At 68.8% G+C, this 26,429-nt stretch carries 23 protein-coding genes; 15 read left to right on the top strand and 8 right to left on the bottom strand.

All coding sequences use genetic code 11. The annotated features are described in order from the left end of the window. Positions 1–20: 20 nt before the first annotated feature. Both ACIOHP_RS46380 and ACIOHP_RS46375 read right to left on the bottom strand, forming a co-directional pair. Positions 21–1,574, bottom strand: a complete 1,554-nt coding sequence (locus tag ACIOHP_RS46380; protein WP_401897342.1) for a carotenoid oxygenase family protein — start codon at positions 1,572–1,574, stop codon at positions 21–23. 49 nt (positions 1,575–1,623) lie between these two features. After that, on the bottom strand, positions 1,624–3,087 hold the full coding sequence (locus ACIOHP_RS46375; protein ID WP_401897339.1) for a benzaldehyde dehydrogenase: 1,464 nt from the start codon (positions 3,085–3,087) through the stop codon (positions 1,624–1,626). Between the two features lie 148 nt (positions 3,088–3,235). On the opposite strand from ACIOHP_RS46375, the gene ACIOHP_RS46370 reads away from it, so the two are divergent. Both ACIOHP_RS46370 and ACIOHP_RS46365 read left to right on the top strand, forming a co-directional pair. Next, the gene (locus ACIOHP_RS46370; RefSeq protein ID WP_401897338.1) at positions 3,236–4,120 is read left to right on the top strand and encodes a nuclear transport factor 2 family protein; all 885 of its coding nucleotides are present in this window, start codon (positions 3,236–3,238) and stop codon (positions 4,118–4,120) included. Positions 4,121–4,183: 63 nt separating this feature from the next. Further along, positions 4,184–4,801, top strand: coding sequence for an NADPH-dependent FMN reductase (locus tag ACIOHP_RS46365; RefSeq protein ID WP_401897337.1), 618 nt, complete (start codon positions 4,184–4,186; stop codon positions 4,799–4,801). Positions 4,802–5,153: 352 nt separating this feature from the next. Here the strand turns inward: ACIOHP_RS46365 and ACIOHP_RS46360 are convergent, their stop codons facing one another. The 4 genes from ACIOHP_RS46360 to ACIOHP_RS46345 all read right to left on the bottom strand — a co-directional run bounded on the left by ACIOHP_RS46360 (position 5,154) and on the right by ACIOHP_RS46345 (position 9,767). Then, complete coding sequence (locus ACIOHP_RS46360; RefSeq protein WP_401897334.1) at positions 5,154–6,509, bottom strand: MFS transporter; 1,356 nt, start codon at positions 6,507–6,509, stop codon at positions 5,154–5,156. 248 nt (positions 6,510–6,757) lie between these two features. Next, entirely contained in the window at positions 6,758–7,261 is a 504-nt protein-coding gene (locus tag ACIOHP_RS46355; protein ID WP_401897332.1) for a hypothetical protein, read from the bottom strand. 122 nt (positions 7,262–7,383) lie between these two features. Continuing rightward, positions 7,384–8,772: an MFS transporter gene (locus ACIOHP_RS46350; protein ID WP_401897329.1), complete on the bottom strand. Its 1,389-nt coding sequence runs from the start codon at positions 8,770–8,772 to the stop codon at positions 7,384–7,386. Between the two features lie 293 nt (positions 8,773–9,065). Further along, positions 9,066–9,767, bottom strand: a complete 702-nt coding sequence (locus ACIOHP_RS46345) for a TetR/AcrR family transcriptional regulator (protein ID WP_401897328.1) — start codon at positions 9,765–9,767, stop codon at positions 9,066–9,068. A gap of 129 nt (positions 9,768–9,896) precedes the next feature. Between ACIOHP_RS46345 and ACIOHP_RS46340 the strand changes: the two genes are divergently transcribed. From ACIOHP_RS46340 to ACIOHP_RS46290, 11 genes are all read left to right on the top strand, one after another. Beyond that, positions 9,897–11,141: an acyl-CoA dehydrogenase family protein gene (locus ACIOHP_RS46340; RefSeq protein WP_401897326.1), complete on the top strand. Its 1,245-nt coding sequence runs from the start codon at positions 9,897–9,899 to the stop codon at positions 11,139–11,141. A gap of 117 nt (positions 11,142–11,258) precedes the next feature. Next, positions 11,259–11,753, top strand: a complete 495-nt coding sequence (locus tag ACIOHP_RS46335; protein ID WP_401897324.1) for a flavin reductase family protein — start codon at positions 11,259–11,261, stop codon at positions 11,751–11,753. 74 nt (positions 11,754–11,827) lie between these two features. Then, complete coding sequence (locus ACIOHP_RS46330; protein ID WP_401897323.1) at positions 11,828–13,126, top strand: acyl-CoA dehydrogenase family protein; 1,299 nt, start codon at positions 11,828–11,830, stop codon at positions 13,124–13,126. 45 nt (positions 13,127–13,171) lie between these two features. Further along, positions 13,172–13,729, top strand: coding sequence for an acyl-CoA dehydrogenase family protein (locus ACIOHP_RS46325; protein ID WP_401897385.1), 558 nt, complete (start codon positions 13,172–13,174; stop codon positions 13,727–13,729). Next, the gene (locus ACIOHP_RS46320) at positions 13,726–14,241 is read left to right on the top strand and encodes a nuclear transport factor 2 family protein (protein WP_401897321.1); all 516 of its coding nucleotides are present in this window, start codon (positions 13,726–13,728) and stop codon (positions 14,239–14,241) included. Before ACIOHP_RS46325 ends, ACIOHP_RS46320 begins: the two co-directional genes overlap by 4 nt. 162 nt (positions 14,242–14,403) lie before the next feature. Continuing rightward, positions 14,404–15,735: an acyl-CoA dehydrogenase family protein gene (locus ACIOHP_RS46315; protein WP_401897320.1), complete on the top strand. Its 1,332-nt coding sequence runs from the start codon at positions 14,404–14,406 to the stop codon at positions 15,733–15,735. A 330-nt stretch (positions 15,736–16,065) separates the two neighbouring features. Continuing rightward, a complete protein-coding gene (locus ACIOHP_RS46310; protein WP_401897318.1) occupies positions 16,066–17,664 on the top strand; it encodes an MDR family MFS transporter in 1,599 nt (532 codons plus the stop codon). 143 nt (positions 17,665–17,807) lie between these two features. Continuing rightward, on the top strand, positions 17,808–18,131 hold the full coding sequence (locus tag ACIOHP_RS46305) for a hypothetical protein (protein ID WP_401897315.1): 324 nt from the start codon (positions 17,808–17,810) through the stop codon (positions 18,129–18,131). 137 nt (positions 18,132–18,268) lie between these two features. Next, entirely contained in the window at positions 18,269–18,418 is a 150-nt protein-coding gene (locus tag ACIOHP_RS46300) for a hypothetical protein (RefSeq protein WP_361555983.1), read from the top strand. 150 nt (positions 18,419–18,568) lie between these two features. Then, entirely contained in the window at positions 18,569–18,988 is a 420-nt protein-coding gene (locus ACIOHP_RS46295) for a hypothetical protein (RefSeq protein ID WP_361555986.1), read from the top strand. 167 nt (positions 18,989–19,155) lie between these two features. Continuing rightward, positions 19,156–20,121 (top strand): YihY/virulence factor BrkB family protein, encoded by a 966-nt coding sequence (locus ACIOHP_RS46290; RefSeq protein ID WP_401897313.1) that lies wholly within the window; start codon positions 19,156–19,158, stop codon positions 20,119–20,121. A 16-nt stretch (positions 20,122–20,137) separates the two neighbouring features. On the opposite strand, the gene ACIOHP_RS46285 is transcribed toward ACIOHP_RS46290, so the two are convergent. Both ACIOHP_RS46285 and ACIOHP_RS46280 read right to left on the bottom strand, forming a co-directional pair. Next, positions 20,138–20,788, bottom strand: a complete 651-nt coding sequence (locus ACIOHP_RS46285) for a uridine kinase (protein WP_401897311.1) — start codon at positions 20,786–20,788, stop codon at positions 20,138–20,140. A gap of 60 nt (positions 20,789–20,848) precedes the next feature. Next, positions 20,849–21,283 (bottom strand): ATP-binding protein, encoded by a 435-nt coding sequence (locus tag ACIOHP_RS46280; protein WP_401897310.1) that lies wholly within the window; start codon positions 21,281–21,283, stop codon positions 20,849–20,851. Between the two features lie 207 nt (positions 21,284–21,490). Here ACIOHP_RS46280 and ACIOHP_RS46275 point away from each other — a divergent pair, with 207 nt between their 5' ends. Continuing rightward, positions 21,491–21,856 (top strand): STAS domain-containing protein, encoded by a 366-nt coding sequence (locus ACIOHP_RS46275; RefSeq protein WP_401897309.1) that lies wholly within the window; start codon positions 21,491–21,493, stop codon positions 21,854–21,856. Between the two features lie 261 nt (positions 21,857–22,117). After that, positions 22,118–26,371 (top strand): HAMP domain-containing protein, encoded by a 4,254-nt coding sequence (locus ACIOHP_RS46270; RefSeq protein ID WP_401897306.1) that lies wholly within the window; start codon positions 22,118–22,120, stop codon positions 26,369–26,371. Positions 26,372–26,429: the final 58 nt, after the last annotated feature.

Raw genomic sequence — 26,429 nt, 5'->3', positions numbered from 1 at the left:
ACGCAGTACAGGAAGCGGGGTCAGTTCGCGTCGCCGTGGGCGGCCACAGCTTGGTCGAGCGTGATGTGGTCGGCCCAGTTGCCGTGGAAGCCGAAGGGCACGCGGCTGGGCAGCTTCACCCTGGCCAGAGGCGTGCGTCGCAGATCGGCGGCATCGTGGATGAGCAGTTCGCTCAGGCCGGTCTCGCGGTTCCACCACAGAGTGAGCAGGTAGCCGTCGTCCTCGGCGACGGCGTTCTCGCGGGCGACGAAGACCGGCTCGCCGGGGTTGGTGAGGTGGTCCGGTCCCTCGACGACCGTGGTGGAGTCGCGCAAGGCGTCGTGCTTGGCGAGACCGTCACTCATGGTGTCGTCGGCCAGGTAGCGGGTGGTGACGAAATATCCGTAGCGATGACGCCGGCCGGTGAAGGCGTCATTGATCCTCGGGAACTCACCGGCGACGCCGCCGATCAGCTCCTCCGTCGCCCGGCCGGTGGCCAGGTCCACACGCCAGCGGTGGGGCACCGACGGCGGGAACCAGGAGTGGGACGTCACCGGAGTGTCCAGCCGGTCGGCCGGGGTGCCCAGGCGGGTGATGCGGTGGCCGTCGATGACGACGTGGCCGTTGTCCTCGTAGGCGTTGTAGAAGTGGGTGTTGGCCCAGTGGCCGCCCACCTCGTGCCAACTGACGGCGTGTGTCTGCCGGTTCATGAGTACGATCTGCACGCCGTGCGGCAGTGACGCCTCGTCCCAGACCACGCCCGGCTCGCCCCGCATGATGTGGTCGAGGCGGAACTGCGCCGGGGTGACGAAGAAGATCGCGTAGTTGTCGGTGACGGCGAAGTCGTGCATCAGCACCGGCACGTTGATGTCGAAGCTGTGGCTGTCGACGACGTGCCCGGTCTTCACGTCCGCCCGGTACCAGGTGATCGTCGGCCCGGTGGCGGCGAAGAAGAGCATGTCGCCGCTGCCGGGATCGGTCTTGTAGTGGGCGGTGCACAGGACGTCGATGCCGCCGTGGAAGTCGTAAGTGCCGTACGTCTCCAGGGTTTCCGGGTGCATCGAGTACGGCAGTCCGCCTTCGAAGTACACCAGCAGGTGGTCGTCAAAGATGCCGACGTTGGTGTTGGCGACGTTCTTCGCGGGCGGAGCGCCGTGGGGGAGTGGCGCCGTACTGCCGCCGTTGGCGAAGCCGCTGTAGACCGCCTCGCCCTGCTCGACCTCGAACTTCATGGAGTCGGTCATCACCCAGCGGGTCCGATAGGCGGCCCGGCCGTCGCGCAGGTAGATGCCGCAGACCATGCCGTCGCCTTCCCACCAGTGGTAGCGGTTGGGATCGCGCGGCTGGAAGCGGGGGTTGGAGGAGATACGGAACAGCGCCCCGGCGAGGTCACCCGGGATCTGCCCGTCCACCTCCAGGTCGTACGCGCCGCTCTCCTCGGTCCAGGGAGTGAACGGGCCTTCCAGGAATTTGTTGCCGGGCGCCCAGCCGGCAGCGTCCTGGGCGACCTGTGGGGTGGGTGGATGCGGGGTGGTGCGCGGCGCGATGGTCATGGGGTCGGGCAGGGGCGGGCCCTGCCGCGAAGGAAGTGTCATCTGCGTGCTCCAAGTGCTGGCGAAGCGGGGGAGAGAGACCAGAGCGGGGTCAGAAGGGGTAGTCGGGGATCTCGCCGCGGACGGTGACCCACTGCTGTTCGGTGAAGGCCTCGAGGTTGGCGACGGTCCCTCCGTGGCGGGAGCCGTTGCCGGACTCACCGACGCCGCCGAACGGGATGGTCGCCTCGTCGTTCACGGTCTGGTCGTTGATGTGGACCAGTCCGGTGGGGATACGGTCGGCCAGTGCCAGGCCCTTGGCCACGTCCCGGGTCATGATGCCCAGCGACAGTCCGTACTCGGTGTCGGTCGCCAGCCGAACGGCCTCGTCGAGGTCCTGGAAGGGCACGACCGGGGCGACCGGGCCGAAGATCTCCTCCGCGTAGGCGCGGGCGTCGAGCGGGACGTCGGTCAGCACCGTCGGCCGGTAGAACAGGCCCTCGTAGGTGCCGCCGGCCGCCAGTCGCGCACCGCTCGCCACGCTGTCGGTGACGATGGAGTGGGCGGCCTGGAGCTGCCGTTCGTCGATCATCGGACCGAGTGCGACCTGCCCGGTGGCCGGGTCGCCGACCGGGGCGGCGTCGGCGTGCTGGGCCAGCAGCTCGGTGTACTCCTCGACGACCGAGGCGTGCACCAGGTGGCGGCTGGAGGCCATGCAGACCTGTCCGGCGTGGTGGAAGGAGCCGAACGCGCCGGCGGAGACGGCCTTCTCCAGGTCCGCGTCGTCGAGGACTATCAGCGCCGAGTTGCCGCCGAGCTCCAGGTGGACGCGCTTGAGCCGCTGTGCCGCCACGGTGGCGATCGCCTTTCCGGCGCGGGTGGAGCCGGTGAACGCTATGACGGGCACGCGCGGGTCATCCACCAGCGCGGCACCGACGTCGGCGCCGCCCGGCAGCATGTGCAGCACGCCCGCGGGCAGGCCCGCCTCCTCGAAGACGCGGGCGATGGTGACGCCTGCGCAGATGGCGGTGCGCGGGTCGGGCTTGAGCACGACCGCGTTGCCCAGCGCCAGAGCGGGGGCGACGGCGCGCATGGCCAGCACCATCGGCGCGTTGAACGGGGCGATCACCCCGACCACGCCGACCGGGCGGCGCCGCGCGAACGACAGTCGGTCCTCGATGGACCGCAGCACTTCTCCGTACGGAGCCGCCGCCAGCGCCGCGGCCTCGTAGCACTCCTCGGCCGCCCCGTTCGAGGTCTGGAAGTCGGCGAACGGCCGCAGAGTACCGGCCTCCCGCACGATCCACTCCGCGATCTCGGCCTGGTGCTCCTCGAAAAGCCGCGCCGCTCGCCGCAGTACCTGAGCCCGCTCGATGTACGGCCGTGCCGCCCAGTCGCGCTGAGCCTGCGCCGCTCGCTCCACGGCCCGCTCCAGGTCGGCGGGGGTGGCGGCGCCGACTCGGCCGAGCGTCTTGCCGGTGGCCGGCTCGATGGAGTCGTACGTCTCTCCCGCCGCCTTGATCCATTCCCCGGAGAAGATCTGCTCCTGCCAGTCGCTGGCATCCAGGAAAGTCATGGTGTCGTGTCCCCTTCTCTGCGGGACAAGCTGTCAGCGTCCCGTTATTCCGAACAGGTTGTTCACTATCCAGGACACTCCCTTTTGGTCGAGGGAGATGTCAAGGGTCATGTTGACGTGCACTGTACGGTACAGTTTAGTTGAGCGCATGGCTACATCAACCGAGCAAGAGCCACGCATCAACAAGCTCCTGGTCGACCGGTTCCTCACTGATGTCTTCGGCGCGAGAAACGCCGACGCGGTCGCCGACCACGTCACCCCGGACCTGGTCCAGCACGGTGCCGACACCCCCAACGGGGCGCAGGCGTTCGCCGAACTCCTGCACCGCGAGTTCGACCGTGGACCGACAGGGGGCCAGGACGCGGCCGATGCCTCCGGGCCGCGGGAGCCGGTGTTCGTCGTGGGGGAGAACGACCTGGTCTGTGTCTGCCACTACATGCCGCAACCGGACCCGGACGCCCCCGGCTCCACCTTCGACTACTACGCGTTCACCACCTACCGGATCCGCGACGGACGGATCGCCGAACGGTGGCCGTCCCTCAACAAGATCGCCCCACCGCGGTCACCCGCACCGGGTACGCCGACACGGGCGACCACCGTCTCGTCATCGCCTTCGATCGACATCGAGGCGAACAAGCGCCTGGTGGGGGACTTCTACCGCTGCGTCTTCGACGCGCAGAACCCGGACGCGGTCAAGGACTTCGTCTCCGAGGACTACCTCCAACATGTCTCCCACTACCCGCCCGGCAGAGCGGGTCTGGAGGAGTTCGTGCGCAGCCGATTCCCCGACGGTCCTGTTCCCCCGCCCGCCGAGCCCCTCATCCCGCCCGCGCTGATCGTCGCCGAGGGCGACATCGTCGTCATCTCCGCACTGCTTCCGCAGGTCGAACCCGACGGAAGCGGCGCGCTCTACCCGTACTACGCCTACGACGCCTACCGCGTGCGCGGGCAGCTGCTCGTGGAGCACTGGAGCGGCATCACCAAGACCGCCCCGCCCAAGCCCCCCGGCCCGCCGCCCGCCGCCGGCACCTGATCGGCCGTCGGTTCCCTCGTCCTGCTCGTACTCGAACCCATACATACTCAGGAAGGCTCACCCATGCCGAAACTGCACGTTGTCATCGGAAGCACCCGTCCCGGCCGACTGGGACTGCCCATCGGTCAGTGGGCGGCCCAGTCCGCGAAGGAGCACGGGGGCTTCGACGTCGAACTCGTCGATCTCGCCGAGCTCGGCCTCCCGCTCCTCGACGAACCCGGTCATCCGCGTGCGGGTCGGTACGCCCACGAGCACACGCTCAGGTGGAGCGCCTCGGTGGACGAGGCCGACGCCTTCCTCTTCGTCACGCCCGAATACAACTCCGGTCCTCCTGCTGCGCTGCTCAACGCTCTTTCCTTCCTGTACCGGGAGTGGCTGTACAAGCCCGTCGGATTCGTCAGCTACGGCGGCGTCGCGGCCGGCCTGCGCTCCGTGCAGGTGCTCAAGGAGATCGCGACGGCTCTCAAGATGATGCCGATTCCCGAGGGCGTGGCCATACCGTTCGTCTTCAAGCTCATGGGGGAGGGTGGTTTCCGGGCCGACGAGCCGCTGGAGGCCGCAGCCACGATGATGCTGGACGAGCTGCTGCGCTGGAGCGAGGCCTTGGAGCCCCTGCGCCTGAACCCGCCGTCGGCCCCCGCCGGGCCGCCGGTGCCGGGAGTACCCGTGCCGCGGGTCTAGCTCCGGCTGAGCCCCAGTCAACGCCCGGGAGGGCACGCGCATCGCGTGCCCTCCCGGGATCTTTTGTGCAGTCGGCTGTTGCCACGGCGTGTATCGAAAGTGCCGCCAGGACCTGAGCTGTGACGCGGCGATCGACTGCGGGTATGCCTGCGATCTTGCTCGGTTCCGGAACAGGAAGTCCGACCGAGCCGCCATGAACTTCTGACGCTCACGCGCCGTCATGGCCGGTTCCGTAGGCGGTTGGTCACAGCCGCTCGTTGATGGCTGTGACGAGAACGGTCACTTCGCAGCGGCGGCGGGCTTGCCGACCGGGCGGCCGGCGCCCGGTACATCGTGAGCCGGCCGGCTTGTGTCAGACCGCTTCCGACCGTGCTGTCTCGTCCGCTGCCGCGGGTTCGCGCTTGTCGTCGGCCGGGTAGCGCGGGAGCAGGAAGACGAGTGCCAGGGTGAGCACGCTGGCCGCGGTCAGGGCGATCAGGGGCGCGTTGTAGCTGCCCGTGGCCTCGGCGGCCGCCTGAACAAGGGTCGGGGTCAAGCCGACACCCAGAAGCGTGATGATGATCAGCGTGATGCCCTGGACCTGCGCGAAGGCGCGCATGCCGAAGTACCGGCCCGCCAGGTAGGGCGCGACCGACGACTCTGCGCCCATCACCACGCCGAGCAGTCCCATGGCCAGAAGCAGTGCCCAGGTGCCTCCCTTGGCGGCGAAGATCGCGACCGTGCCGACCACGAGGCACGCGACGAACGGCACGAAGGCGCGTGGGCTCCTCGAACGGTCCATGGCCACACCGGCGAGGAACATTCCGACGAAGGAGGCCACGAGCAGTACCGACAGCGACAGGGACACGGTCGTCGGCGAATAGCCACGCTCGCCGAACAGGGAGACGGCGTTCGACCGCACGCTCGTCGCCACGCCCGCGGTCAGGACGATGGCCGCCACCGTGATCAGCCAGGCCCGGGTGCGCAGCACGGAGCTGAGCGGCATGCCGGGCAGTTCCTTCGCGCTCCGTCCGTCCTTCTTTGCCGCGAGGTCTGCGGGATCCCGCGTCGGCTCGGAGAGCAGGAAGTACTGGGCGGGGAAGACGATCCCGAGGATGCACAGGGCGAACAGGAGGTAGGTCTGGCGCCAGCCGAAACCGTCGATGGACAGCTGGCACAGTGGAGCGATGACCGCTCCGCCCAGGCTGGTGGCGCCGCCGATGAACAGCGAGTAGCCCATTCCCCGGTGTCGGGGGAACCACTCTGCGATGACCTTGTAGGTCAGGCCCATGATGCCGATGTATCCGCAGAGGGCGGAAGCCAGCATCGGCAGGAGCAGGAGCACGGCGTTGCCGTCGGCGAGTGCGATCGCCGCGGTGAAGACGCCGTACAGCGCGACGCACGGTACCGCCACGGCGCGGGTGCCCCAGCGGTCGACCCAGCGGCCGGCCAGCGGCAGGACGAGGGGAGCGGCGATGATCGGGATGTTGAGAATCGTCAGCGTGTGCGACTGTGACCAGCCGAAGTCCCGAGCGACGGGCCCGACGAAGAACGTGATGGTCGCGCTGGAGGCGGCCGGGCTCAGGGCCATGGCCAGTACGCAGGCGATCGCTGCCTTCCAGGCGGGGGCCGGATAGCCCCGCAGGGAGGTCACGTACCCCCGCAGGGAGCCTGTGGTGAGGGTCGGCTTGTCGGGTGCCGTGAGGTCGGCATGAGGGTTCGGGGACATCGTCGTCCTTTTCTTCCGTACGCGAGGTGTGACGCACGCCCGCGTTCGGTCTGGGGCCGGTGCGATGCGCAAGAGGGCTGCGTGACGACACCCAGCGTCTTGGATGGTGCGATACTGTACGGTCCAGTTCATATTGCGAGTCAAGAGGTCTGCGTGACTGACCTGGACGTCGGCAAAGCGCGAGTCGGTTATCCGGTCGCCGCGGTTTGTCGGCATCCAGGCGCGGGGCGCCAGGGCCTGTGCGCGTACTACTCCGGCGCCGGCCCGGCGTCGTGGCCGCCCTTCTTGTACGAGCCCCAGTGTTCGGCCAGCTTCCCGTCCCTGATTCGGAAGACGGTGGGGATGAACCAGTCGTACGTCGCGCCGGGGGCGGTCGGGTCGGGCCACGGCTTCTGCATCAGCAGGCAGACGAGGTCGCCTTCGACGATCAACGCGACCGGAGGGGGCGGCGCGTCCAAGGTCAAGGGGATCTTGCGGAATCCGTCGGCCAGGAACGCACGCCCGTTGCCGGGCACGTTCGGGTCGTTCTGGATGTAGTCGTCGGCGATGAACTTCTCGAGGATGTCGTCCACCTGCTCGTCGACCCGGCCGCTCAGCATCATGCGGGCGAGAGCCGCTTCGAACTCGATGACCAGGCGCTTCATCGCGGTCACCTCGGCTGTCGGCGACTGCGACAGTGTGTCGACGAAGTCGTCGCGGTACATCCATGCCTCGAAAAAAGCGGGGTCATGGACCTGTGCAACCTCGCCCATGATCGTGTACTCCTGCAAGGTTTCCTCCGGTGGCTCGGTCGTGAGAATTCCGTACTGTACGGTTCAGTGCAGTCAATACTGCACGGTTCAGTCCTGTCAACAACGACGGCCGGTGTCCAGGGTCAGTAGTTGCCCATGCGCTCATCGGCGCCGGCGGGCTCGGGCTCGCCGGCGCCCGGGCTTTGGGCGGGGCTCGGATAGCGAGGCAGGAAGACCGACAGAACAAGGACGATCAGGCCCGCGGCGGTGAGCGCGACGAGCGTCGCGGTGTATCCGCCCGTGCTCTCCGCGGCCCCCTGCGCCAGCACCGGGAAGACTCCGATGCCGACGAGGCTGACGATGCCCAGGGTGATGCCCTGGATCTGGGCGAAGGCCCGCATGCCGAAGTAGCACCCCACGAGGTACGGCCCGGTGGTGGACTCCGCGCCGGTCACGACACCGAGAAGGGCCATGGTGAGGAACAGGGCCCACATGCCTCCCGTGGCGGCGAAGACTGTGAGCATGCCGAGCATCAGACACACCATGAACGGCACGAAGGCGCGTGGGGTGCGCGACCGGTCGAGGACCATGCCGGCGAGGATCTGCCCGGCTACGGATGCCACCAGCATGACCGACACCGACAGGGACACCTCGGTGGCCGAATAGCCTTGCTCGCCGAAGAGTGACACAGCGTTCAGGCGCACACTCATCGCCACACCTGCGGCCAGGGTCAGCACCAGCACCGTGTACCACCAGGCCCGCGTCTTCAGTGCCCGGCCCAAGGGGAGGCCCGGCAGCTCCCGGTGCGCCGACCGACCCTCTCTCTTCGGCGCGACGGCGTTCTCAGGGGTGAGCGGTGCCGACGCGGGCTCGTACATCAGGAAGTACTGGGCAGGGAACACGATGAGCAGGATGCATCCACCGATCAGCAGGTAGGTGGTCCTCCAGCCGGAGTGGTCGATGGACAACTGGCTCAGAGGTGAGAGGGCGGCACCGGCAAGGCTGGAGGTCGCACCGATGAGCAGGGAGTAGCCCAGCCCGCGGTGCTGGGGGAACCACTCCGCGACGACCTTGTAGACCACGCCGAGAATCGAGGTGTATCCCAGAGCCGTGCTCACCAGCAGGACCGCCGTCAATACGACGCCGTTCGCGTCTACGAGCGCCACTGCGGCCGTCGAGAGCGCGTAGAGGGCGGTGCCCGGAACGGCGATCGCCCGGGCGCCCCAGCGGTCGACCAGGCGGCCGGCCAGTGGCAGCACGAAGGGGGCGGCCACGGTGGGGATGTTGAAGATGGTCAGGGTTTCCGAGTGGGACCAGCCGAAGTCCTTGGCGACCGGGTCGATAAGGAACGTGACGGCTGTGACGAGAGCCGGGGGACTCAGGATCATGGCGAGCACGCAGGCGATCGCTGCTCTCCAGGCCGGTGTGGGATAGCCGCGCAATGCGGACAAGGACTCCCGCAGGGAGGCGGGGGCAGGAGCACCCGGCTGGCCGGGCGGAGCGAATTCCGTGTGGGGCTGGGGCGGGGACATCGTCGTCCTTCTTCCTCGCGCAAGGCGATGACGGCCGCCGGCTGAGCGGGCGGGGCGATCTCGTGCTGCCAGTGGCTCGCCGAGGAACGCCGAGCGCCGAGCGGCACTCCGATCGATGAACTGTACGGTTCAGTGCATTCCATAGGTCAAGAGGGCTGCACGAATCGAAGTGTCATCGCCGCTGCGAAAGGAGAGCTCGGGGAGAGGGCCGAGCGTGCGGTGTCCGGGCGCCCCGCAGGGTGCTCGGGAGTGCCGTGGCGCGGAAGGTCCCGCCTCCCGCGCCACGGTGCGTGTCAGGAGTTCGCCCGCGACAGCCAGGGGAAGACCTGGTGGATCGCCGTATCGGGTACGTCCGGCCGGTCGTCGGCGCTCAGGCCCCGCAGGAAGATGGCCGTCGTCCATCTGGCGTACGCCTCGAGGTGGGCCGGGTCGCGGTCGGCCTCCAGGTCCAGCAGCGCGTCCATCTGCGGTCCGGCTGCCGTCATGCGTACGAACAGTCCGGCGTAGGCCTCCGGGTCGGTGAGGGCGTAGCCGCGCTGCCGCGCATCCTCGCGGAGCGCCACGGCCACCAGGTCGACGACATGGGGTACGCCGAGGGATCGCAGTGTCTCCGTCAGCTCGGGGCGGCGGGCCGCCTCGACCGTCAGGACGCGAATGAAGGCCAGGTAGTTCGGGGCGGTCGTGGCCTCGAGAAGCTTCAGGGCGATGCGTGACAGCCGCTCCTGGGGATCGTCCACGGAGGCGAGCATCGTCTGGTCCAGATCGAAGTCGAGGGAGTCTCCTCCGCGTGCGATCACCGCGCGGAACAGCTCCAGCTTGTCGCCGAAGTGGGCGTAGACGGTCGTCTTCGAGACGCCGGCCCGTGCCGCCACGGCGTCCATCGACGTCTGGTCGAAGCCGAGTTCCAGGAACAGCTCGACGGCCGCGTCGAGAATGGATCCCCGCTTGCCCCGCCCGCCCGCGCCCGTGCGCTGGGGACGCCCCTGCTCAGCCATCTCACTCCTTGTTGAGTCCCGGCCCCGCTCGGAGCCGGTACACATCTCGTCTCTTGACCTTTCACTGAACCCTACCGTACGGTTCAACTGAACTGGACAGTGCAGTACAGTTAGTCGTGAAGGAGCCCCATGAGCAAGCCACCCTCGGTGCACCTCAGTGACCGCGGCCGGCAGATACGGGACGAGGCGCGCGCCCTCATCCCCCTGCTGCGTGAGGAAGCACGGGAAGGAGAAGAGCTCGGCGCCCTGCCTCCGGAGACGTTGAGGGCGATCCACGAAGCGGGTGTCTTCAAGACCGCGTTGCCCGTCGAGCTGGGCGGCTACGCCCTCGGGGCGAGGGACGTCGTGGAGATCATCACGGCGCTCGGCGAAGGCGACGGATCCGCCGCCTGGACGGTCTTCGTGGCCGGCGGCATCCGCAATGTCCTCGGCTTCCCCCAGCAGACCGTCGACGAGATCTTCAAGGAGATCGACACCTGGATCGGCCCTTTGGTCGTCGGTGCCTCCGTCTTCTCCACGAGTGTGGGATCGGCCCGCCGGGCCGACGGCGGGTGGCTGGTCTCCGGGAAGTGGGCCTTCGGCAGCGGCTGCAAGCACGCGGCCTGGGCGGCCGTGGGCGTGACCTACGAGGACTCGGAAGGCCGGCCGGGCCGGGGGATGGCACTGCTGAGCCGCGAGCAGTACACGATCCTGGACGACTGGAAGGTCATGGGGCTGAAGGCCACCTCCAGCAACAGCATCACCGCCGAGGAGGAGGCGTTCGTCCCTGACCACCGGTTCGTCGACCTGGCCGACTTCCCCGCGGTCATGGACAGCGTGCGGGACCGCTACGCCGGCATCGGGTTCCGCAACGACACCCGCGCGCTCATGCTGATCACCTGTCTCAGCAACGTGGCCGTGGCACTCGGCATGGCCCGCGGCACCCTGGACTGCTTCGTCGAGCAGGCGAAGGCCCGCAAGCCGTTCAACCTGCCCTACCCCACCGTCGCGGACATGCCGTCGACGCAGGTGGCCGCCGGTACGGCCCGAGCGATGATCAACGCCGCGGAGGCGACCATCCTGGGCCATGCCGACGAGGTGGACCGCCGCGCCCTGGCCGGCATCGAGTTCACGGGGGCCGAGGAGTCCGAGATCACGATGGACCTCGTCTACGCGGTGCGGCTGTGCGCGGAGGCCATCGACAAGCTCCAACTCGCCCTGGGTTCCTCCACGGTGAGCCTCAAGAACCCGATCCAGCGTTTCGCGCGGGACGTGCGCGTGCTGGCTACCCATGGCGCGATCCGCTTCGACCCGTTGGCCGAGCTCAGCGGGCGCCAACTGCTCGGATTCGAGCCGTTTCCCATGTTCGCCGGCGGCGTGCCCCAGGTGGGCTGAGCCGACCGCCTCGCAGGAAGAAAGAAGGTGAGGACCATGTCGATCGATGAGCACAGGCCCCGGAGGCTCAGGAATGCCGGCTCCGGTCTCGAGTCGCAGCCCACACTGGTGGCACCGATGGACGCGCAGGCTCTGCGAGAAGCGTTCGGCCGTTTCCCGAGCGGGGTGATCGCGGTGTGCGCGATGGTGGACGACCGCCCCCTCGGAATGGCGGTGAGCTCCTTCACCTCCGTATCGCTGGCCCCGCCCCTCGTCTCGGTGTGCATGCAGACCTCGTCCCGCACCTGGCCGAAGCTCAGGCAGCTGCCCCGTCTGGGCCTGAGTGTCCTGGGCGAGCAGCAGGGAGAGGTGTGCCGCGCCCTCGCAGGTGCGGAGGAGAACCGGTTCGCGGAGGTGCACTGGGAGACGACCGGAGAAGGCGCGGTGGTCCTTCCTGGAGCGGTCACCTGGTACACCTGCACGCTCCGCGCCGAACTCCCGGCGGGCGACCACACCATCGCCCTGCTGGAGATCGACCGCCTGTGGACGCTGCCGTCGGCCGAACCCCTGGTCTTCCACGGAAGCCGCTTCCGGCGGCTCGACGACGGCGACAGGTCGGCAGTCCCCGCCTGAGAGGTGCCTTTACCAACTCGCCCCACTTACAGATCAGTTCATTGTCTTTTGCTCAATCTCAGCGAGGAGAAACGATGTTCAAACACGTCGCCCCGGAGTTCGGGGCTGTGGAATCGCCGTGGCTGACCGATGCCGGACGTGAGCTGCGCGATCGAATCCGCGAACTCAGGCCGCTGATCCGGGAGCGGGCCAGCGAAGGGGAGCGGATCGGGGCGTTGACTCCGGATGTGCTGAAGGCGCTCGACGGGGCCGGCATCTACCGGATGACGATGCCGGTCGAGTGGGGTGGCACCGCTCTGGGCGCGCGGGACCTGGTCGAGGTGGTCGCGGCCCTGGGGGAGGGCGACGGCTCGGCGGCCTGGAGTGCCTTCGTCGGTGTCGGGCTGCGTAACTTCCTCGGGCTCCAGCCGGAGTTGATCGAGGAGATCCGCAAGGATGTCGAGGGCTGGGTGGGTCCCGCCCTCGTGGGTGCCTCGGTGTTCGCGACCACCGTGGGGGACGCCCGCAAGGTCGACGGCGGTTGGATGGTGAGCGGCCGTTGGGCGTTCGGCAGCGGCTGCAAGCACGCCCGCTGGGCGATGGTCGGGGTCGCCTTCGACCCGGCGGAGGCCGGCGGCACCGGCCGCGGCGTGGTGGTGCTGGAGCGGGAGCAGTTCGAGATCCTCGACGACTGGCATGTGATGGGGCTCTCCGGAACGTCCAGCAACAGCTTGCGGGTCATCGAGGAGATCTTCGTCCCCGACTACCGCTTCCTCGATCTCGCCGAGTTCCCGCCGCGGCTCGACCAGATCCGGCACCACTACACTGGCGCAGCCTTCAAGCAGAGCGGTCGGGCGCTGTTGATGACTGTGGCGCTGAGCAGCACCGCGATCACGCTGGGCATGGCCCGTGGCGCACTGTCGTGCTTCGCCGAGCAGGCGGTCAAGCGCAAGCCGTTCACCCTGCCCTACCCGAGCGTCGCCGACATGGCCTCGGCTCAGGTGGCCACCGGGCGCGCGCAGGCGATGATCGTTCTCGCCGGGTCGACGATCGAACGCTTCGCGGACCAGGTGGACGCGCGCACCGAGGCCGGCCTCGAGTTCACCGACGAGGAGGAGTCGGAGATCAGTCTCGCGCTCGCGTACGCGGCGAACCTGTGCGAGGACGCCATCAACCTGCTCCAGAAGACCCTTGGTTCCTCGACCATCCTGCTGTCCAACCCGATCCAGCGCTTCGTGCGCGACGCGCGCGTGGTCACCTCGCACGGCGCGATCCGCGTCGACCCGCTCGCCGAGCAGAACGGCCGGCGCATCCTCGGGCTCGAGCCCTTCCCCATGGTCGGTGCCGCAGTGCCCCAGCGCGGCGTCAACGCCCCTGGCCCTCCGCTGGGTTGAGGGCGGCGCCGCTGGGCGACCAGGCGCTTAGCTTCCCGATCAGCCCTGGCGCTGCTGCTCCGCGCGATTCCGGCAAACCTCGCGATCACCCTGGGCATGGCGCGGGCAGCGCTCGACTGCTTCACCGAGCAGGCGAACAAGCGCAAGCCCGTCACCCTGCCTTACCCCACGATCGGCGCCACGGCGTCCGCCCAGGTCGTGGCGGGCAAGGCACTCGCGATGATCAATGTCGCCGCCGCGACGATCGAGGACGCAGCCGACCAGATCGACGCGCGGACCGCGGAGGGCCTCGACTTCACCCCGCCGGAGGAGTCCGGGATCAGCCTCGCCATCGCCTGCACGGCGAACCTGTGCGAGGACGCGATCAGCCTGCTGCAGAAGACGATCGGCTCGTCCACCGTGAGCCTGTCGAACCCGATCCAGCGGTTCGTCCGCGACGCCCGCGTACTCACCTCGCACGGCGTGATCCGTATCGACCCGTCGGCGGAGGAGAACGGGCGCCGGCTCCTGGGCCTGCCCCTCTTCGCCACGATCGGCGACGCCGTCCCCGACCGCCGCGCCTCAACAGATTCCTCCCGAGACAAGGAGCCCATCCGCACATGAACGACTTCAGCATCATCGACGGCATCGCGCACATCACCGATCCCGAGCTGTACGAGACCTGGTTCGACCGCGAGGACTACAAGGCCGCCGTCGCACAGGCCGACACACCCGAGCGGGCCGCCGTCAAGCGCCTGCTGGTCGACTTCGAGGCGGACCTCGCGCGCATGGTCCGCGACGACACCGTGCAGGAGAACGTCGTCGACGTGATGAAGCGTTACATCGTCGAGGACTACGTCCAGCACGACCCGAACGCGCCCGGCAACGGCCGGGACAACACCATCGAGCACTTCCGCCACGTCCCGACCGGCAACGGCACTCCGCCGCCGGTGGTCAACGTGACCGTGGAGGGCGAGCTGGCCTGCGTCATGATGAAAGCGCCGACGCCGGACCCGACGAACCCCGGCGAGACCTACGACTGGTACATCCTGACGGTCTTCCGTGTACGCGACGGCAAGCTCGCCGAGCACTGGAGTGCGTTCCGGAAGATGGCCGCGCCCCTGCCGGGGAACTGAGCGGCGCGCCCGGCCCGGTCACAGATCGTTCCCGCGACACCCGGCCGCCCGTAGTCGACACCGTCGGGCCGAGGCGCTCCCCCCTGCATCGCAATCCGCCGCCGCGCGTGCGCGGTGATGAACGCGGCCGGCGATGCCCAAGGTCGAAGAAAGAGAACTGAGATGACAATGACGTCGCCCAAGGCGGGCAGGTTTCCCGAATCTCCCTATCTCAGCGAGGAGGGACGGCGGATGCGCGACGCGGTGCGCATGGCCGCGCCCGGCCTTGCCGAACGTGCCCGCGAGGGTGAGCTCCACGGCGCACTCGCCCCCGAGACGGTCTCGGTACTGCACGAGATCGGGGTGTTCCGCATCACCGTCCCGGTGGAGCTGGGCGGGTTCGCATCCGGTGCACGCGACACCGTGGAGGTCGTACGTGAGCTCGGACGTGTCGACGCGTCGGCCGGCTGGACGGTGATCGTCTCCAGCGCGACCCGAAGCGCGCTCACCTTCAACGACCGTGTGAGGGACGAGGTCTTCGCCGACGTCAAGACCTGGCAGGGACCACTCCTGTTCGGTGCCACCGTTTTCGCACCGAAGGTCGGCGACGGACGCAGGGTCGAGAGCGGCTACATGGTGAAGGGGAAATGGTCCTTCGGGAGTGGCTGCAAGATCGCGAAGTGGGCCTCGGTCGGATTCGAGTACGAGGACCCGGACACCGGAGAACGGCGTCGTGCGATGGGACTCCTCACCCCGGACCAGTACACGATCGTCGACGACTGGCACGTCATGGGCCTGAGTGCCACGTCGAGCAACAGTGTGCGGGCCGACGAGGAGGTGTTCGTCCCCACGGACCGGGTCGTCCACACCATGGACATGCTCGGGCGCATGGAGGCCCTGCGCGGCAAGTACCAGGGACTCGGATTCATGCACTCCTCGATCGGAACCATGGTCGCCACCACGGCGGGGTTCGCGGCGCTCGCCCTGGGCATGGCCGAGGGTGCTTTCAAGGCCTTCGTCGAGCAGGCGGCGAAGCGGCCGCCATTCAACCTGCCGTATCCGACCATGGCCGATATGGCCTCGACCCAGGTCGTGGCTGGCAAGGCGAGGGCCGTCATCAACACGGCCGCGGCGGTCATCGAGCGGCAGACCGACGAGATCGACCGGCGCGCGCTGGCGGGCGAGGACTTCCACCCGTCGGAGGAACCGGAGATCACGATGGACTTCGTCCATCAGATCCACGCCTGTCTCCAGGTGATCGACGGGCTGCAACTCGCACTGGGTTCCTCGACCGTCGGCCTCTCCAACCCGATCCAGCGCTTCGTCCGGGACATCCACGTGCTGGCGACCCACGGCGCGTTCCGGATCGACCCGATGGCGGAGATCAACGGTCGGGACATCTTCGGGCTGGAGCCGCTGCCGATGATGGCCGCCCTCAGTTCGCCCCCTCCCGGGAAGACGCCTCCACAGGCGGCCAACGGCAAGCTCCCGGGCCCGGTGCCGCACCCTGCGTGACCCGATTTCCACGTGAGTGGTTGTCACCCCGTCCCGTGACGGTGCCCGGTCGGGCCCAACGGACTCCCAAAAACAGGGAGTTGACACCGGCTGCGTCCCGAGAGCCGGCGACGGGCACGGTCGACGCCGGCACCTCCGAGTGTCGTGCCGGCGTCGACCGCCCCTCTGCGCCCGTTCCGGCGCCGCGACCAGCCTGTGACCACGGCTCGACAGAATCGCCCTCGAGAAGATCAGGGTGAAGGCGGACGCGCCCGAGGGATGTGCCCGCCGCCTCGGCCGGTCACAGATCCGCCGGGCTCTGAACTCACCTCTCCCAAAACCGGAGAACTGATGAGTGACTCCCTTTCCGTGGCGCGCTCGCCGGAGGAAAAGCGGCACTCCTCCGACGGGCGGAGCCGGTTCGGACTCATATACGCCGGGCTGATGGCCGTGATGCTGCTCGCCTCGCTCGACCAGACCATCGTCAGCACCGCATTGCCCACCATCGTCGGCGAACTGCACGGTGTGACACACATGGCGTGGGTGACCACGGCCTACATTCTGGCCGCCACGGTCGTGATGCCCGTCTACGGCCGCCTCGGTGATCTGCTCGGCCGTAAGAGGCTCTACACCGGCGGCATCGTCATCTTCCTGGCAGGGTCCGCGATCGCCGGATCCGCGCAGGACATGGCGATGCTGATCATCGGCCGGGCCGTCCAGGGCCTGGGTGGCGGCGGGCTGATGATCACCTCACAGGCGATCGTGGCCGACCTGGTCCCACCCCGCCGGCGCGCGAAGTGCATGGCTCCGATCGGTGTCATCTTCGCGCTGGCATCTGTCGTAGGCCCGCTGCTCGGCGGTTGGTTCACCGACAGCATCGGATGGCGCTGGTGCTTCTGGATCAATCTGCCGGTGGGTCTGGTCGCACTCGCCGTGTGTGCCGTGGCGCTGCACCTGCCGCGCAAGGCAGCCAAGGCCACGATCGACTACATCGGCATCCCCCTCATGACGGTGGCCGTCGCCTGCACCGTCCTGGTCGCGGACTGGGGCGGCACCGACTACGCCTGGAGCGACCCGCTCATCCTCGGCCTGGCCGGTGCTGGCATCGGATCCTGGATGCTGTTCGTCTACTCGCAGAGCCGCGTGGCCGAACCGATCATCCCGCTACGCCTGTTCCGCAGCCCGATCTTCGTCATCGCCACCCTCGTCGGCATGATGGTGATCGGTGTCGGGATGTTCGCGGTCCTCAGCTACATGCCGACGTACGTGCAGATGGTCTACGGCGCCACCGCCGCGCAGTCCGGCTGGCTGCTGCTGCCGATGGTGGTCGGCCTGATGGGCGCGAGCCTGCCGGTCGGCCATCGGATGAGCCGGACCGGCCGCTACAAGATCTACCCGATCGCCGGCTCGCTCGTCATCGCCATCACGACCCTGATGCTCTCCACCCTCGATGTGGACACCCCCCTCGCTCTGCTCTGCGGGTACCTCTTCCTGATGGGCGTGGGCATCGGCCTCATGTCCCAGACCCTCGTCCTGGCCGTGCAGAACGCCTTCCCGGCCGCGGACGTGGGCACCGCGACCGCGGCCAACAACTTCTTCCGCGAGATCGGCGCGACGGTCGGGACCGCCGCAGTCGGCGCGGTCTTCACCAGCCGTCTCACCGATCAGCTCAGCACGCGGCTGTCGTCGAGCGGCCTCGACACGGTCGGCGACACGAACTCCCTGACCCCCGCGCTGGTTCATGCCCTGCCGACCCAGGTCCGGGACGCCGTGGTCGCGGCCTACCAGAACGCTCTGACTCCGGTTTTCGGCTACCTCGTCCCGCTGTTCCTCGTCGGTCTCGTGCTGTCCTTCGCGCTTCCCGAGAAGCGGCTCTCCGGGGGCGACTCCCACAGGACGGACGGGGAGACACCGGGGGTGCACGGAGACCCGGAGACGAAGGCGAGTTGAGCGGACCGGCGACACAACGTCGGGCGTCGGAACGTCATTGTGCTGAAGCCACCGACGCGCACGGCGGGAGCGCCACACGCGACTGACGCCTGAGGGCCGAGGACCGGTAGTGTCGAGCTGGTGCAAGGGACAAGGGAGCTCTCATGTCGGCCAGCTGGGCGTTGCTGATACCCGTCGCCGCTCTCGTGGTGATCGTGCTCGGCGGAATGGCCGTGATGCGGCTGCAAAAGACCTCGCTGGGGCCCGACGAGCTCAGGTCTGCGAGGGCACCGGGCTCCGCGGCTTCGACCGGGTCCCATGACTCGGCGCAGGAGAGCCGGGAGGAGTTCGTGCGGAGGCACTGGCAGCGCCCCGGCGTGGTGGCCAACGGTGTGACGCTGGTCGATCTCTACGACCGTATCCGCGCCCTTGAGGAACGCGTCGCCAGAGCCGAGCAGTCGGCCGCGTCACCACCCCCGCACGACTGAGCCAGGAGCCTGTGTGCCGCAGGGCACGTTCCTGCCGTCGATGCCGACAGGGGTGAGGCGGCCGGGGCGGGGTAACCGCGTCCGTACGAACTCCTTGTCACCGAGGAGTTGTCGCCGACCGTGTGAGGAGGACAGTCGTGCCAGGCATGTTTGCCAAGATCAAGCAGTTCAGCAGGAGTCCGCAGGGACGACGCGCCGCGGAGCAGGTCCGGCGTGCCTCTGCCGATCCACGCCGCCGGGCCCAGGCTCAGCGGCTGCTCGGCAAGTTGCGGGGACGGCGCCACTGAAACAGTGCTGCGGGGCCCGGGGCGATCGGGTCGCGGGGCCGCAGTGCCGCACTGTCAGTGGCAGGCGCCAGAATGCGGACCAGCAAGATCAACATTGGACCTGAACGAGGCGAACGGTGTCCGTTCCTCCGCCCTGGAAAGGCTGCACCGATGCCCCCGACCTCCTCCCACGCCCCGCACCGCAGAGAGCGCGACCTGCCTGAACGGACGGCACGTACGGACTTCACCCGCCTGCGGGCGGCCTCCCTTCTGCACCCGCCCAGATCCACGACACCGCTCGACGCCCCCGCGGCCGACGTGCTGCGCATCGTGTCCGACTCCCGCACGCCCGTCTTCGTCACCGTCCACGCCGGCGGACGGATCCGTTACGGCTACTGGCGCCCCGTCGACTCCGCCAGTGGCAGGGGCGGTTGCTACGTCGCTCTGCCGACCGACGTGTGCGAGGAACTGCGCTCGGGCGGGCGTATCGCATGGGGCGAACCCGTCACCGATCCGTCGAAGACCACCTGCCGGGTGACGCTGGCCCACACTCCGGCGAGGGCGGGACGCGAAGAGGGCAGCGCAGCATGAGCGGCTGAGGCGCCCAGCCGTTGTCACCGTGATCGCCATCCCGTCCCACCGTCCCCTGTTCGCGGCGATCCGGTCCGGCACGGGAGCCCCGTCGAGTGCGAGGTGGGAGTGAGGGGCTACGGTGCGCTGGGGCACAGAGCCGCCGTACGACGAGGAGCGTCCACGCCATGGGTACCGCTGTCCATGTCCCGCAGACCCGGGACATGATCGGGGAGGAGCTCTCCGGGGACGAGGCGTTCACCGCCCTGCGCCACTACGGGAGTCTGCGGCTGCTGACGGACTCCGTCGCCCGCTTCCGCTACGCCGACGGTTTCAGCAACGCGCGGGCCCTCGCCTTTCAGGTGGTGCTCGGGCTGGTTCCGTGCACCGTGGCATTGGTCGGGCTGGCCACGACGGTGCACACGGAGAGCCTGGGCCGGGTCATCGAGCTCACGCTCGGACGGATCGTGCCCGGCGCCAGTGCCGAGATCGTCGAGGACGCCCTCGACGGGGCACGGCGCACCGCGCACGGCGACGTCTGGAGCACCCTCGCTCTGTGGCTCGGCACCGGCTTCGCGTTGTTGAACCTCGCCTCGGCCATGGGCCAGATCGAGCGTGGCGCGAACCGTATCTACGGCATCGAACGGGACCGTCCCTTCCTGCACAAGTACGCGCGGGCGATCGTTCTCGCGTTCGCCGCCGGCCTGCCCCTGATGCTGGGTTTCGTCGTACTGGTCACCGGCCGGGCGGTGGGCGAAGCGGTGGCGGACACCGCCGGTTGGGACGGGAGCGGGGCGCGCTGGTGGGGTGCGCTCTGCATCCCCGTGGGGCTCGTACTGGCCTGGGTGGCCTCCGCCGTGATCTTCCGCTGGTCGCCGCGCCGGCGCCAACCCGGCTACACCTGGCTGGCGTTCGGGTCCGCCGTGCACCTCCTGCTGTGGGTGTCGGCCACCTGGCTGCTCGCCCTGTACGTCGATGGAAGCGGTGCCTTCGGAGCGGTGTACGGTCCGCTCACCGCGTTCATCGCCCTGCTGCTGTGGGCCAACCTCACCGCCGTCGCGCTGTTCCTGGGCATCGCGTTCGCCGCCCAGCTGGAAGCGGCCCGGGCCGGCATCGAATCGGCCGTCCATCCGGACCCCGGACCGGGGCCGTGAACGTACTGTCCCCGCCCTAGCCCCTGGTCGGCGGAGCGACGACCAACTCGGTGCCCGGGTCGTGGTCGAGCCGCGGAGGGCCGCCGACGATCATGGTGGCTCGGGCCCAGGGCTGTTCGCGCGACACGAACGGCAGTTCCTCCAGCAGCCAGGCCGCCACATGTTCCCGCTGCCCGGGGGAGTCGCCGTCACGGACGGTCAACAAGCGCCTCTGTTCGTCGAGGTCGCCCTGCATCCACACCGAGGCGTCCAGCCATGGGGCCAGCTCTTCGCGGATGACACCGGTGCCCTCGACCCAGACGAAGTCCGCACCGGCGGGGACGGTGATCGATCCGGGCCGGTCGTGGGCGACCCAGGCGTCAGGGCGGAAGTCCACCGCCTCCCCCCGGTGCAAGGGCCGCAGGATGTTTTCGACGAGTACGGCGCCCCAGTCGAAGCAGGCGTGGTTCCAGGCGATGTCGTCGGTGTGCACGACGGCGGAGCCGGGCACGCCCCTGCGCAGCCGCTCGGCCAGGGTCGTCTTGCCGGCGCCGCCCCGGCCGTCGATCGCGACCACCCGCGGACGTCCGGTGACGGCGGGTGATGCGTCGCGCAGCTGCCGGACGGCGTCGAGCAGGGGCACCGCCCGCCAGCCGACGGCCTCGGTCTCTCCCGGATGCAGATGCATCGGCACCCCCACTCCCGAGGTGAGGGAGCGTGTCCGTCCGTTGTCGGTGTAAGCGTCGTTTCAGCCGTCGAAATCCAGGAGTGGATCGTCGAGCAGCGCGAGTCGGCCGGTGATCCGCTTCCCGACGGGCTCGCGGTGCGCCTCGAAGCCCTGGACCACGGCCATCACGATCTCCAGGCCGTGCTGGCCCACCCGCCCGGCGTCGGCGCTGCGGGCCGTCGGGAGCGTCGGGTCGGTGTCCCACACGGTGATCTCCACCGAGCCGCCGGTGATGCGCAACTGCAGCATCACCGGTCCGGGCGCGTATTTGAGCGCGTTGGTGACCAGCTCGCTGACCACCAGCTGCGTCAGATCCATGGTGCGTGCCGACACCGGTAGACCGTGTTCGCGCTGGGCCCGTGTCAGGAACTCGGACGCGCTGCTCCTCGCGTCGGCGATACAGCCGACGGCTCCGTCAAGAGCCACAGTCATCTCGGCAGGTGCGTCATCCGGCATCCGGGAACACTCCTCGCGCGGGACAGGTTCCCTGCCGACGATCTCCAATACCCCGTTCATGAGCGCGCGAATACCCCGTAAATCCCGTATCACTCCTGTGTCGCGAACCTATGAATGGCTGATCTGCGCGCATCGCGGGCGGGGGAGCGGGGCAACGTTCGCAAAAACGGAGACGTGGCTCAGCCCCCGAGCGTGCAGAGGATACGAGTGGCAGACAACCAGGAAACAGTGGGTCAGGGCCGGCTGTCCGTGGTCCGGTCTGACGTCGAGGGCGTCACCGTCCTCAGCCTCCACGGTGAAGTGGACTACCAGAGTGTGACGGCTCTCACCCGCTTCGTGCCTCCGGCGGACGCGGCCGCCGGGCAGCGGGTCGTCGTCGATCTGAGCCGGGTGACGTTCATGGACTCCAGTGGGGTCAATGCCCTGGTCGCCACGTATCAGGCCACGCAGGCCGCGCGGGGATGGCTACGGCTGGTGGGGGTGCGGGGCGCCGTGCTGCGCACGGTGCAGCTCGTCGGGCTCGACACCCTCGTCGCCAGCTATCCGACCGTTCGGGATGCCCTCGGGCCATGACGGGCGATGTCGGAGCCGAACTTTGTCGAGTGCCCCGGGGCGGCTCGGTCATGCCACTTCCGTACGGCATTTTTCGAGCGGGTGGGTGGCTTGCGCCAGACTTTGGTTGTCGCCCGACAACTGCGTTAGCCTTCACCGCATTTCCTTATCGTGCGCAGTCCGTGAACAGCGGAAACGTGGGCGATGGGCAGGCCTCTCACGGCCTGGCGCGGTTCCGAGTCCTCGGGGTGAGGGCTCTTGGGGAGCGGAACGAGGGTGCGCATGACCGGCAAGACGATCGAGGCCGCGGAACGGGCCCCGGGCGAGCAGGAGCTACGGCAGCTGCTGGCCGGCCTGACCGCCGTCCGTGACGGTGACTTCGGCACCCGGCTGCCGTCCGACGGCGAGGGCCTGCTCGGTGACATCGCCACGGTCTTCAACGGCATGGTCGATCAGTTGTCCCTCTTCACGTCCGAGGTCACGCGCGTGGCGCGCGAGGTGGGCACCGAGGGGACCCTGGGCGGCCAGGCGGAGGTTCCGGGGGTCTCGGGCACCTGGGCCGATCTGACCGACTCGGTCAACGCCATGGCCGGCAACCTGACCACGCAGGTGCGCGACATCGCCCAGGTGGCGACCGCGGTGGCCAAGGGCGACCTGTCGCAGAAGATCGACGTGCCCGCGCGCGGCGAGATCCTGCAACTGAAGGAGACCGTCAACACGATGGTCGACCAGTTGTCCGCGTTCGCCGACGAGGTCACCCGGGTGGCCCGTGAGGTCGGCAGCGAGGGGCGCCTCGGTGGTCAGGCCCAGGTGCCCGGTGTCGGCGGTGTCTGGCGCGACCTGACCGATTCCGTGAACTTCATGGCGGGCAACCTGACGTCCCAGGTCCGTAATGTCGCCCAGGTGACGACCGCGGTGGCGCAGGGGGATCTGTCTCAGAAGATCACCGTGGATGCCCGGGGTGAGATTCTCGAGCTGAAGAACACCATCAACACGATGGTCGATCAGCTGTCCGCGTTTGCCGACGAGGTCACCCGGGTCGCCCGAGAGGTCGGCACCGAGGGGCGGCTGGGCGGGCAGGCGGATGTGAAGGGCGTCAAGGGCACCTGGCGCGATCTCACGGACTCCGTGAACTTCATGGCGGGCAACCTGACGTCCCAGGTCCGCAATGTCGCCCAGGTGGCCACCGCGGTGGCGCAGGGGGATCTGTCTCAGAAGATCACCGTGGATGCCCGGGGTGAGATTCTCGAGCTGAAGAACACCATCAACACGATGGTCGATCAGCTGTCCGCGTTCGCCGACGAGGCCACCCGGGTCGCCCGAGAGGTCGGCACCGAGGGCAATCTCGGGGGCCAGGCGATCGTCCGCGGTGTGTCGGGGACCTGGAAGGACCTGACGGACAACGTCAACGTGATGGCGTCGAATCTCACCGGTCAGGTCCGCTCGATCGCCCAGGTGGCCGCCGCCGTCGCGCGCGGAGACCTGTCGCAGAAGATCACCGTCGAGGCCAAGGGGGAGGTCGCCGCCCTGGCCGACGTCATCAACACCATGGTCGACACGCTGTCCGCGTTCGCCGACGAGGTCACCCGGGTCGCCCGCGAGGTCGGTACCGAGGGGCGGCTCGGGGGCCAGGCGCACGTGCCGAACGTGGCGGGCACGTGGAAGGACCTGACGGACAACGTCAACTCCATGGCCAACAACCTCACCGGCCAGGTCCGCAACATCGCTCTGGTGACGACGGCGGTGGCCAACGGCGATCTGTCGAAGAAGATCGACGTCGACGCCCGGGGCGAGATCCTGGAGCTGAAGACCACCATCAACACGATGGTCGACCAGTTGTCGTCGTTCGCCGCCGAGGTCACCCGGGTCGCCCGTGAGGTCGGCAGCGAGGGCCGGCTCGGCGGACAGGCCGAGGTGGAGGGCGTCGAGGGCACCTGGAAGCGGCTGACGGAGAACGTCAACGAACTGGCCGGGAACCTCACCCGGCAGGTCCGCGCGATCGCCGAGGTCACCAGCGCCGTCGCCGAGGGCGACCTGACCCGCTCGATCACCGTGGAGGCCTCCGGCGAGGTCGCCGACCTCAAGGACAACATCAACTCCATGGTGGAGTCCCTGCGCGAGACCACCCGGGCCAACCAGGAGCAGGACTGGCTCAAGACCAACCTCGCCCGGATCTCCAGCCTGATGCAGGGCCACCGGGAGCTGCCCGTCGTCGCCGAGCTGATCATGGACGAGCTCGCGCCGCTCGTGACCGCCCAGTACGGAGCCTTCTACCTGGCCGAGGACACCGAGCGCGGTCACGAGCTGCGGCTGGTGGGCTCGTACGGCTACCCCGACGACGCCGAACGGCCCGTCCGTATCCCCGTGGGGCGCTCGCTGGTCGGGCAGGCCGCCCGCAACCACCGCGCCATCACCGTGGAGGAGCTGCCGCCGGGCTATGTCACCATCTCCTCCGGCCTCGGACAGACGGTGCCCAGTGCCTTGGTGGTGCTGCCGATCGTGGTCGAGGACCAGGTCCTCGGGGTCATCGAGCTGGCCTCCGTCACCCGCTTCACCCAGATCCACCAGGACTTCCTGACCCAGTTGATGCCGACCATCGGCGTCAACCTCAACACCATCGTGGCCAACGCCCGTACCGACGAGCTGCTGGACGAGTCCCAGCGTCTGACCGGTGAACTCCAGTCCCGCTCGCAGGAGTTGCAGATCCAGCAGGAGGAACTGCAGCGCTCCAACGCCGAACTGGAGGAGAAGGCCTCGCTGCTGGCCTCGCAGAACCGTGACATCGAGGCCAAGAACCTGGAGATCGAGCAGGCCCGGCAGGAACTGGAGACCCGCGCCCAGCAGCTGGCGCTGGCGTCCAAGTACAAGTCGGAGTTCCTGGCGAACATGAGCCACGAGCTGCGCACCCCGCTCAACAGCCTCCTGATCCTGGCCCAGCTGCTCGCCCAGAACCCCTCGCGCAACCTCACCCACAAGCAGGTCGAGTACGCGGGCATCATCCACTCGGCGGGCTCGGACCTGTTGCAGCTGATCAACGACATCCTCGACCTGTCGAAGGTCGAGGCCGGCAAGATGGACGTCGCCCCCGAACGCGTCCCGCTGCGCAAACTGCTGGAGTACGTCGAGGCGACGTTCCGGCCGATGACGACGCAGAAGAGCCTGGACTTCGCCGTGGCCACCGCGCCGGGCACCCCCGCCGACCTGCTCACCGACGACTCCCGGCTGCGTCAGATCCTGCGCAACCTGCTGTCGAACGCGGTGAAGTTCACCGAGCAGGGCGGCGTGGAACTGCGTATCGAACCCGCCGCGGACCGGGAGGTGCCCCCGGGCGTCCATCGCGGTGGCCCGGTCGTGGCCTTCCGGGTGAAGGACACCGGCATCGGGATTCCGCAGCAGCAGCTGGAGACGATCTTCGGGGCGTTCCAGCAGGCGGACGGGACCACCAGCCGCAAGTACGGCGGCACCGGCCTGGGTCTGTCGATCACGAGGGAGATCGCCCATCTGCTCGGCGGAGCCGTCACCGTCGACAGCACACCCGACCAGGGCAGCACCTTCACGCTCTATCTGCCCGTCGCCCGCGCCGACTTCGAGGAGGTGCTCGGCGGCGGCCGGCCGCTGGAACAGCAGAACGACGCTGCCGTCTCCGGGACACCGCTCGCGTCCCCCGCGGCGCCCGAGCGGCGCAGGCGCCGCCTGCTCGTGGTCGAGGAGCGGCTGCGCGGTCTGCTCACCCTGGTCGCCGAGCGTGCCGTCGCCGACCTCGCGCCGGATCCGGACGATCCGCGCGCGACGATCGACATCATCACCGCCGTCGGGGCCCAGGAGGCGGCCGGCACGCTGGCCGCCGAACCCTGCCACTGCGTCGTGCTGGAGCTCGGCATGCCGGACGAGGAGGGTGTGCAGCTGCTGGAAGCCATGCAGGGTGACCCGGCGCTGGCCAGCGTGCCCGTGCTCGTCCACACCAGCCACCGGCTGGACCTGACACAGGAACAGATGCTGCGCTCCCGTGCGGGCGGCCGTCCGCTGGACTTCCTGTCCAGCCTGGACGAGCTGCGCGAACACATCACGCTGCACCTGTCCGCCGAGGAACCGGGCGAGGTCCTGGCCCTCGTGCACGCGGAGGAGTCCCCGCGGCCGGCCCAGCCGGTGATGGACGACTCCTTCCGGGGCCGTACCGTCCTCGTGGTCGACGACGACGCGCGCAACCTCTTCGCGCTGAGCGGGGTGCTGGAGCTGCACGGCTTCCAGGTCCTGCACGCCGACAACGGCCGCAAGGGCATCGAGATGCTGCTCGCCCACCCGGAGATCTCACTGGTGCTGATGGACGTGATGATGCCGGAGCTGGACGGGTACGCGGCCACCGCGGAGATCCGCCGGATGCCCCAGTACGCGAACCTGCCCATCATCGCCGTCACCGCCAAGGCCATGCCGGGCGACCAGGAGAAGAGCCTCGCCTCGGGCGCGAACGACTACGTCACCAAGCCCGTCGACGCCAACGACCTCATCGACCGCGTACGACGCCGGCTGCTCGCATGACGGAAGGTCATGCCGCCGCGCCTGCCCGCCGACCAAGTGTCGTCCCTGGATGTTAGAA

It is taken from the genome of Streptomyces sp. NPDC087859 (assembly GCF_044742595.1).
Lineage (GTDB): Bacteria > Actinomycetota > Actinomycetes > Streptomycetales > Streptomycetaceae > Streptomyces > Streptomyces canus_F.
Note: the sequence above shows the minus strand (reverse complement) of the source record. Positions and strands in the feature narration are given on the sequence as shown.

What these genes read in the sequence shown, in the direction of transcription:
- ACIOHP_RS46370 (WP_401897338.1), top strand. Translation starts at nt 3,236, where the DNA reads ATGGCTACATCAACCGAGCAAGAGCCACGCATCAACAAGCTCCTGGTC.
- ACIOHP_RS46355 (WP_401897332.1), bottom strand. Translation starts at nt 7,261, where the DNA reads ATGGGCGAGGTTGCACAGGTCCATGACCCCGCTTTTTTCGAGGCATGG.
- ACIOHP_RS46280 (WP_401897310.1), bottom strand. Translation starts at nt 21,283, where the DNA reads ATGCCGGATGACGCACCTGCCGAGATGACTGTGGCTCTTGACGGAGCC.
- ACIOHP_RS46330 (WP_401897323.1), top strand. Translation starts at nt 11,828, where the DNA reads ATGTTCAAACACGTCGCCCCGGAGTTCGGGGCTGTGGAATCGCCGTGG.
- ACIOHP_RS46320 (WP_401897321.1), top strand. Translation starts at nt 13,726, where the DNA reads ATGAACGACTTCAGCATCATCGACGGCATCGCGCACATCACCGATCCC.
- ACIOHP_RS46345 (WP_401897328.1), bottom strand. Translation starts at nt 9,767, where the DNA reads ATGGCTGAGCAGGGGCGTCCCCAGCGCACGGGCGCGGGCGGGCGGGGC.
- ACIOHP_RS46310 (WP_401897318.1), top strand. Translation starts at nt 16,066, where the DNA reads ATGAGTGACTCCCTTTCCGTGGCGCGCTCGCCGGAGGAAAAGCGGCAC.
- ACIOHP_RS46375 (WP_401897339.1), bottom strand. Translation starts at nt 3,087, where the DNA reads ATGACTTTCCTGGATGCCAGCGACTGGCAGGAGCAGATCTTCTCCGGG.
- ACIOHP_RS46380 (WP_401897342.1), bottom strand. Translation starts at nt 1,574, where the DNA reads ATGACACTTCCTTCGCGGCAGGGCCCGCCCCTGCCCGACCCCATGACC.
- ACIOHP_RS46290 (WP_401897313.1), top strand. Translation starts at nt 19,156, where the DNA reads ATGGGTACCGCTGTCCATGTCCCGCAGACCCGGGACATGATCGGGGAG.
- ACIOHP_RS46270 (WP_401897306.1), top strand. Translation starts at nt 22,118, where the DNA reads ATGACCGGCAAGACGATCGAGGCCGCGGAACGGGCCCCGGGCGAGCAG.
- ACIOHP_RS46285 (WP_401897311.1), bottom strand. Translation starts at nt 20,788, where the DNA reads ATGCATCTGCATCCGGGAGAGACCGAGGCCGTCGGCTGGCGGGCGGTG.
- ACIOHP_RS46360 (WP_401897334.1), bottom strand. Translation starts at nt 6,509, where the DNA reads ATGTCCCCGAACCCTCATGCCGACCTCACGGCACCCGACAAGCCGACC.
- ACIOHP_RS46295 (WP_361555986.1), top strand. Translation starts at nt 18,569, where the DNA reads ATGCCCCCGACCTCCTCCCACGCCCCGCACCGCAGAGAGCGCGACCTG.
- ACIOHP_RS46315 (WP_401897320.1), top strand. Translation starts at nt 14,404, where the DNA reads ATGACAATGACGTCGCCCAAGGCGGGCAGGTTTCCCGAATCTCCCTAT.
- ACIOHP_RS46350 (WP_401897329.1), bottom strand. Translation starts at nt 8,772, where the DNA reads ATGTCCCCGCCCCAGCCCCACACGGAATTCGCTCCGCCCGGCCAGCCG.
- ACIOHP_RS46365 (WP_401897337.1), top strand. Translation starts at nt 4,184, where the DNA reads ATGCCGAAACTGCACGTTGTCATCGGAAGCACCCGTCCCGGCCGACTG.
- ACIOHP_RS46335 (WP_401897324.1), top strand. Translation starts at nt 11,259, where the DNA reads ATGGACGCGCAGGCTCTGCGAGAAGCGTTCGGCCGTTTCCCGAGCGGG.
- ACIOHP_RS46305 (WP_401897315.1), top strand. Translation starts at nt 17,808, where the DNA reads ATGTCGGCCAGCTGGGCGTTGCTGATACCCGTCGCCGCTCTCGTGGTG.
- ACIOHP_RS46340 (WP_401897326.1), top strand. Translation starts at nt 9,897, where the DNA reads ATGAGCAAGCCACCCTCGGTGCACCTCAGTGACCGCGGCCGGCAGATA.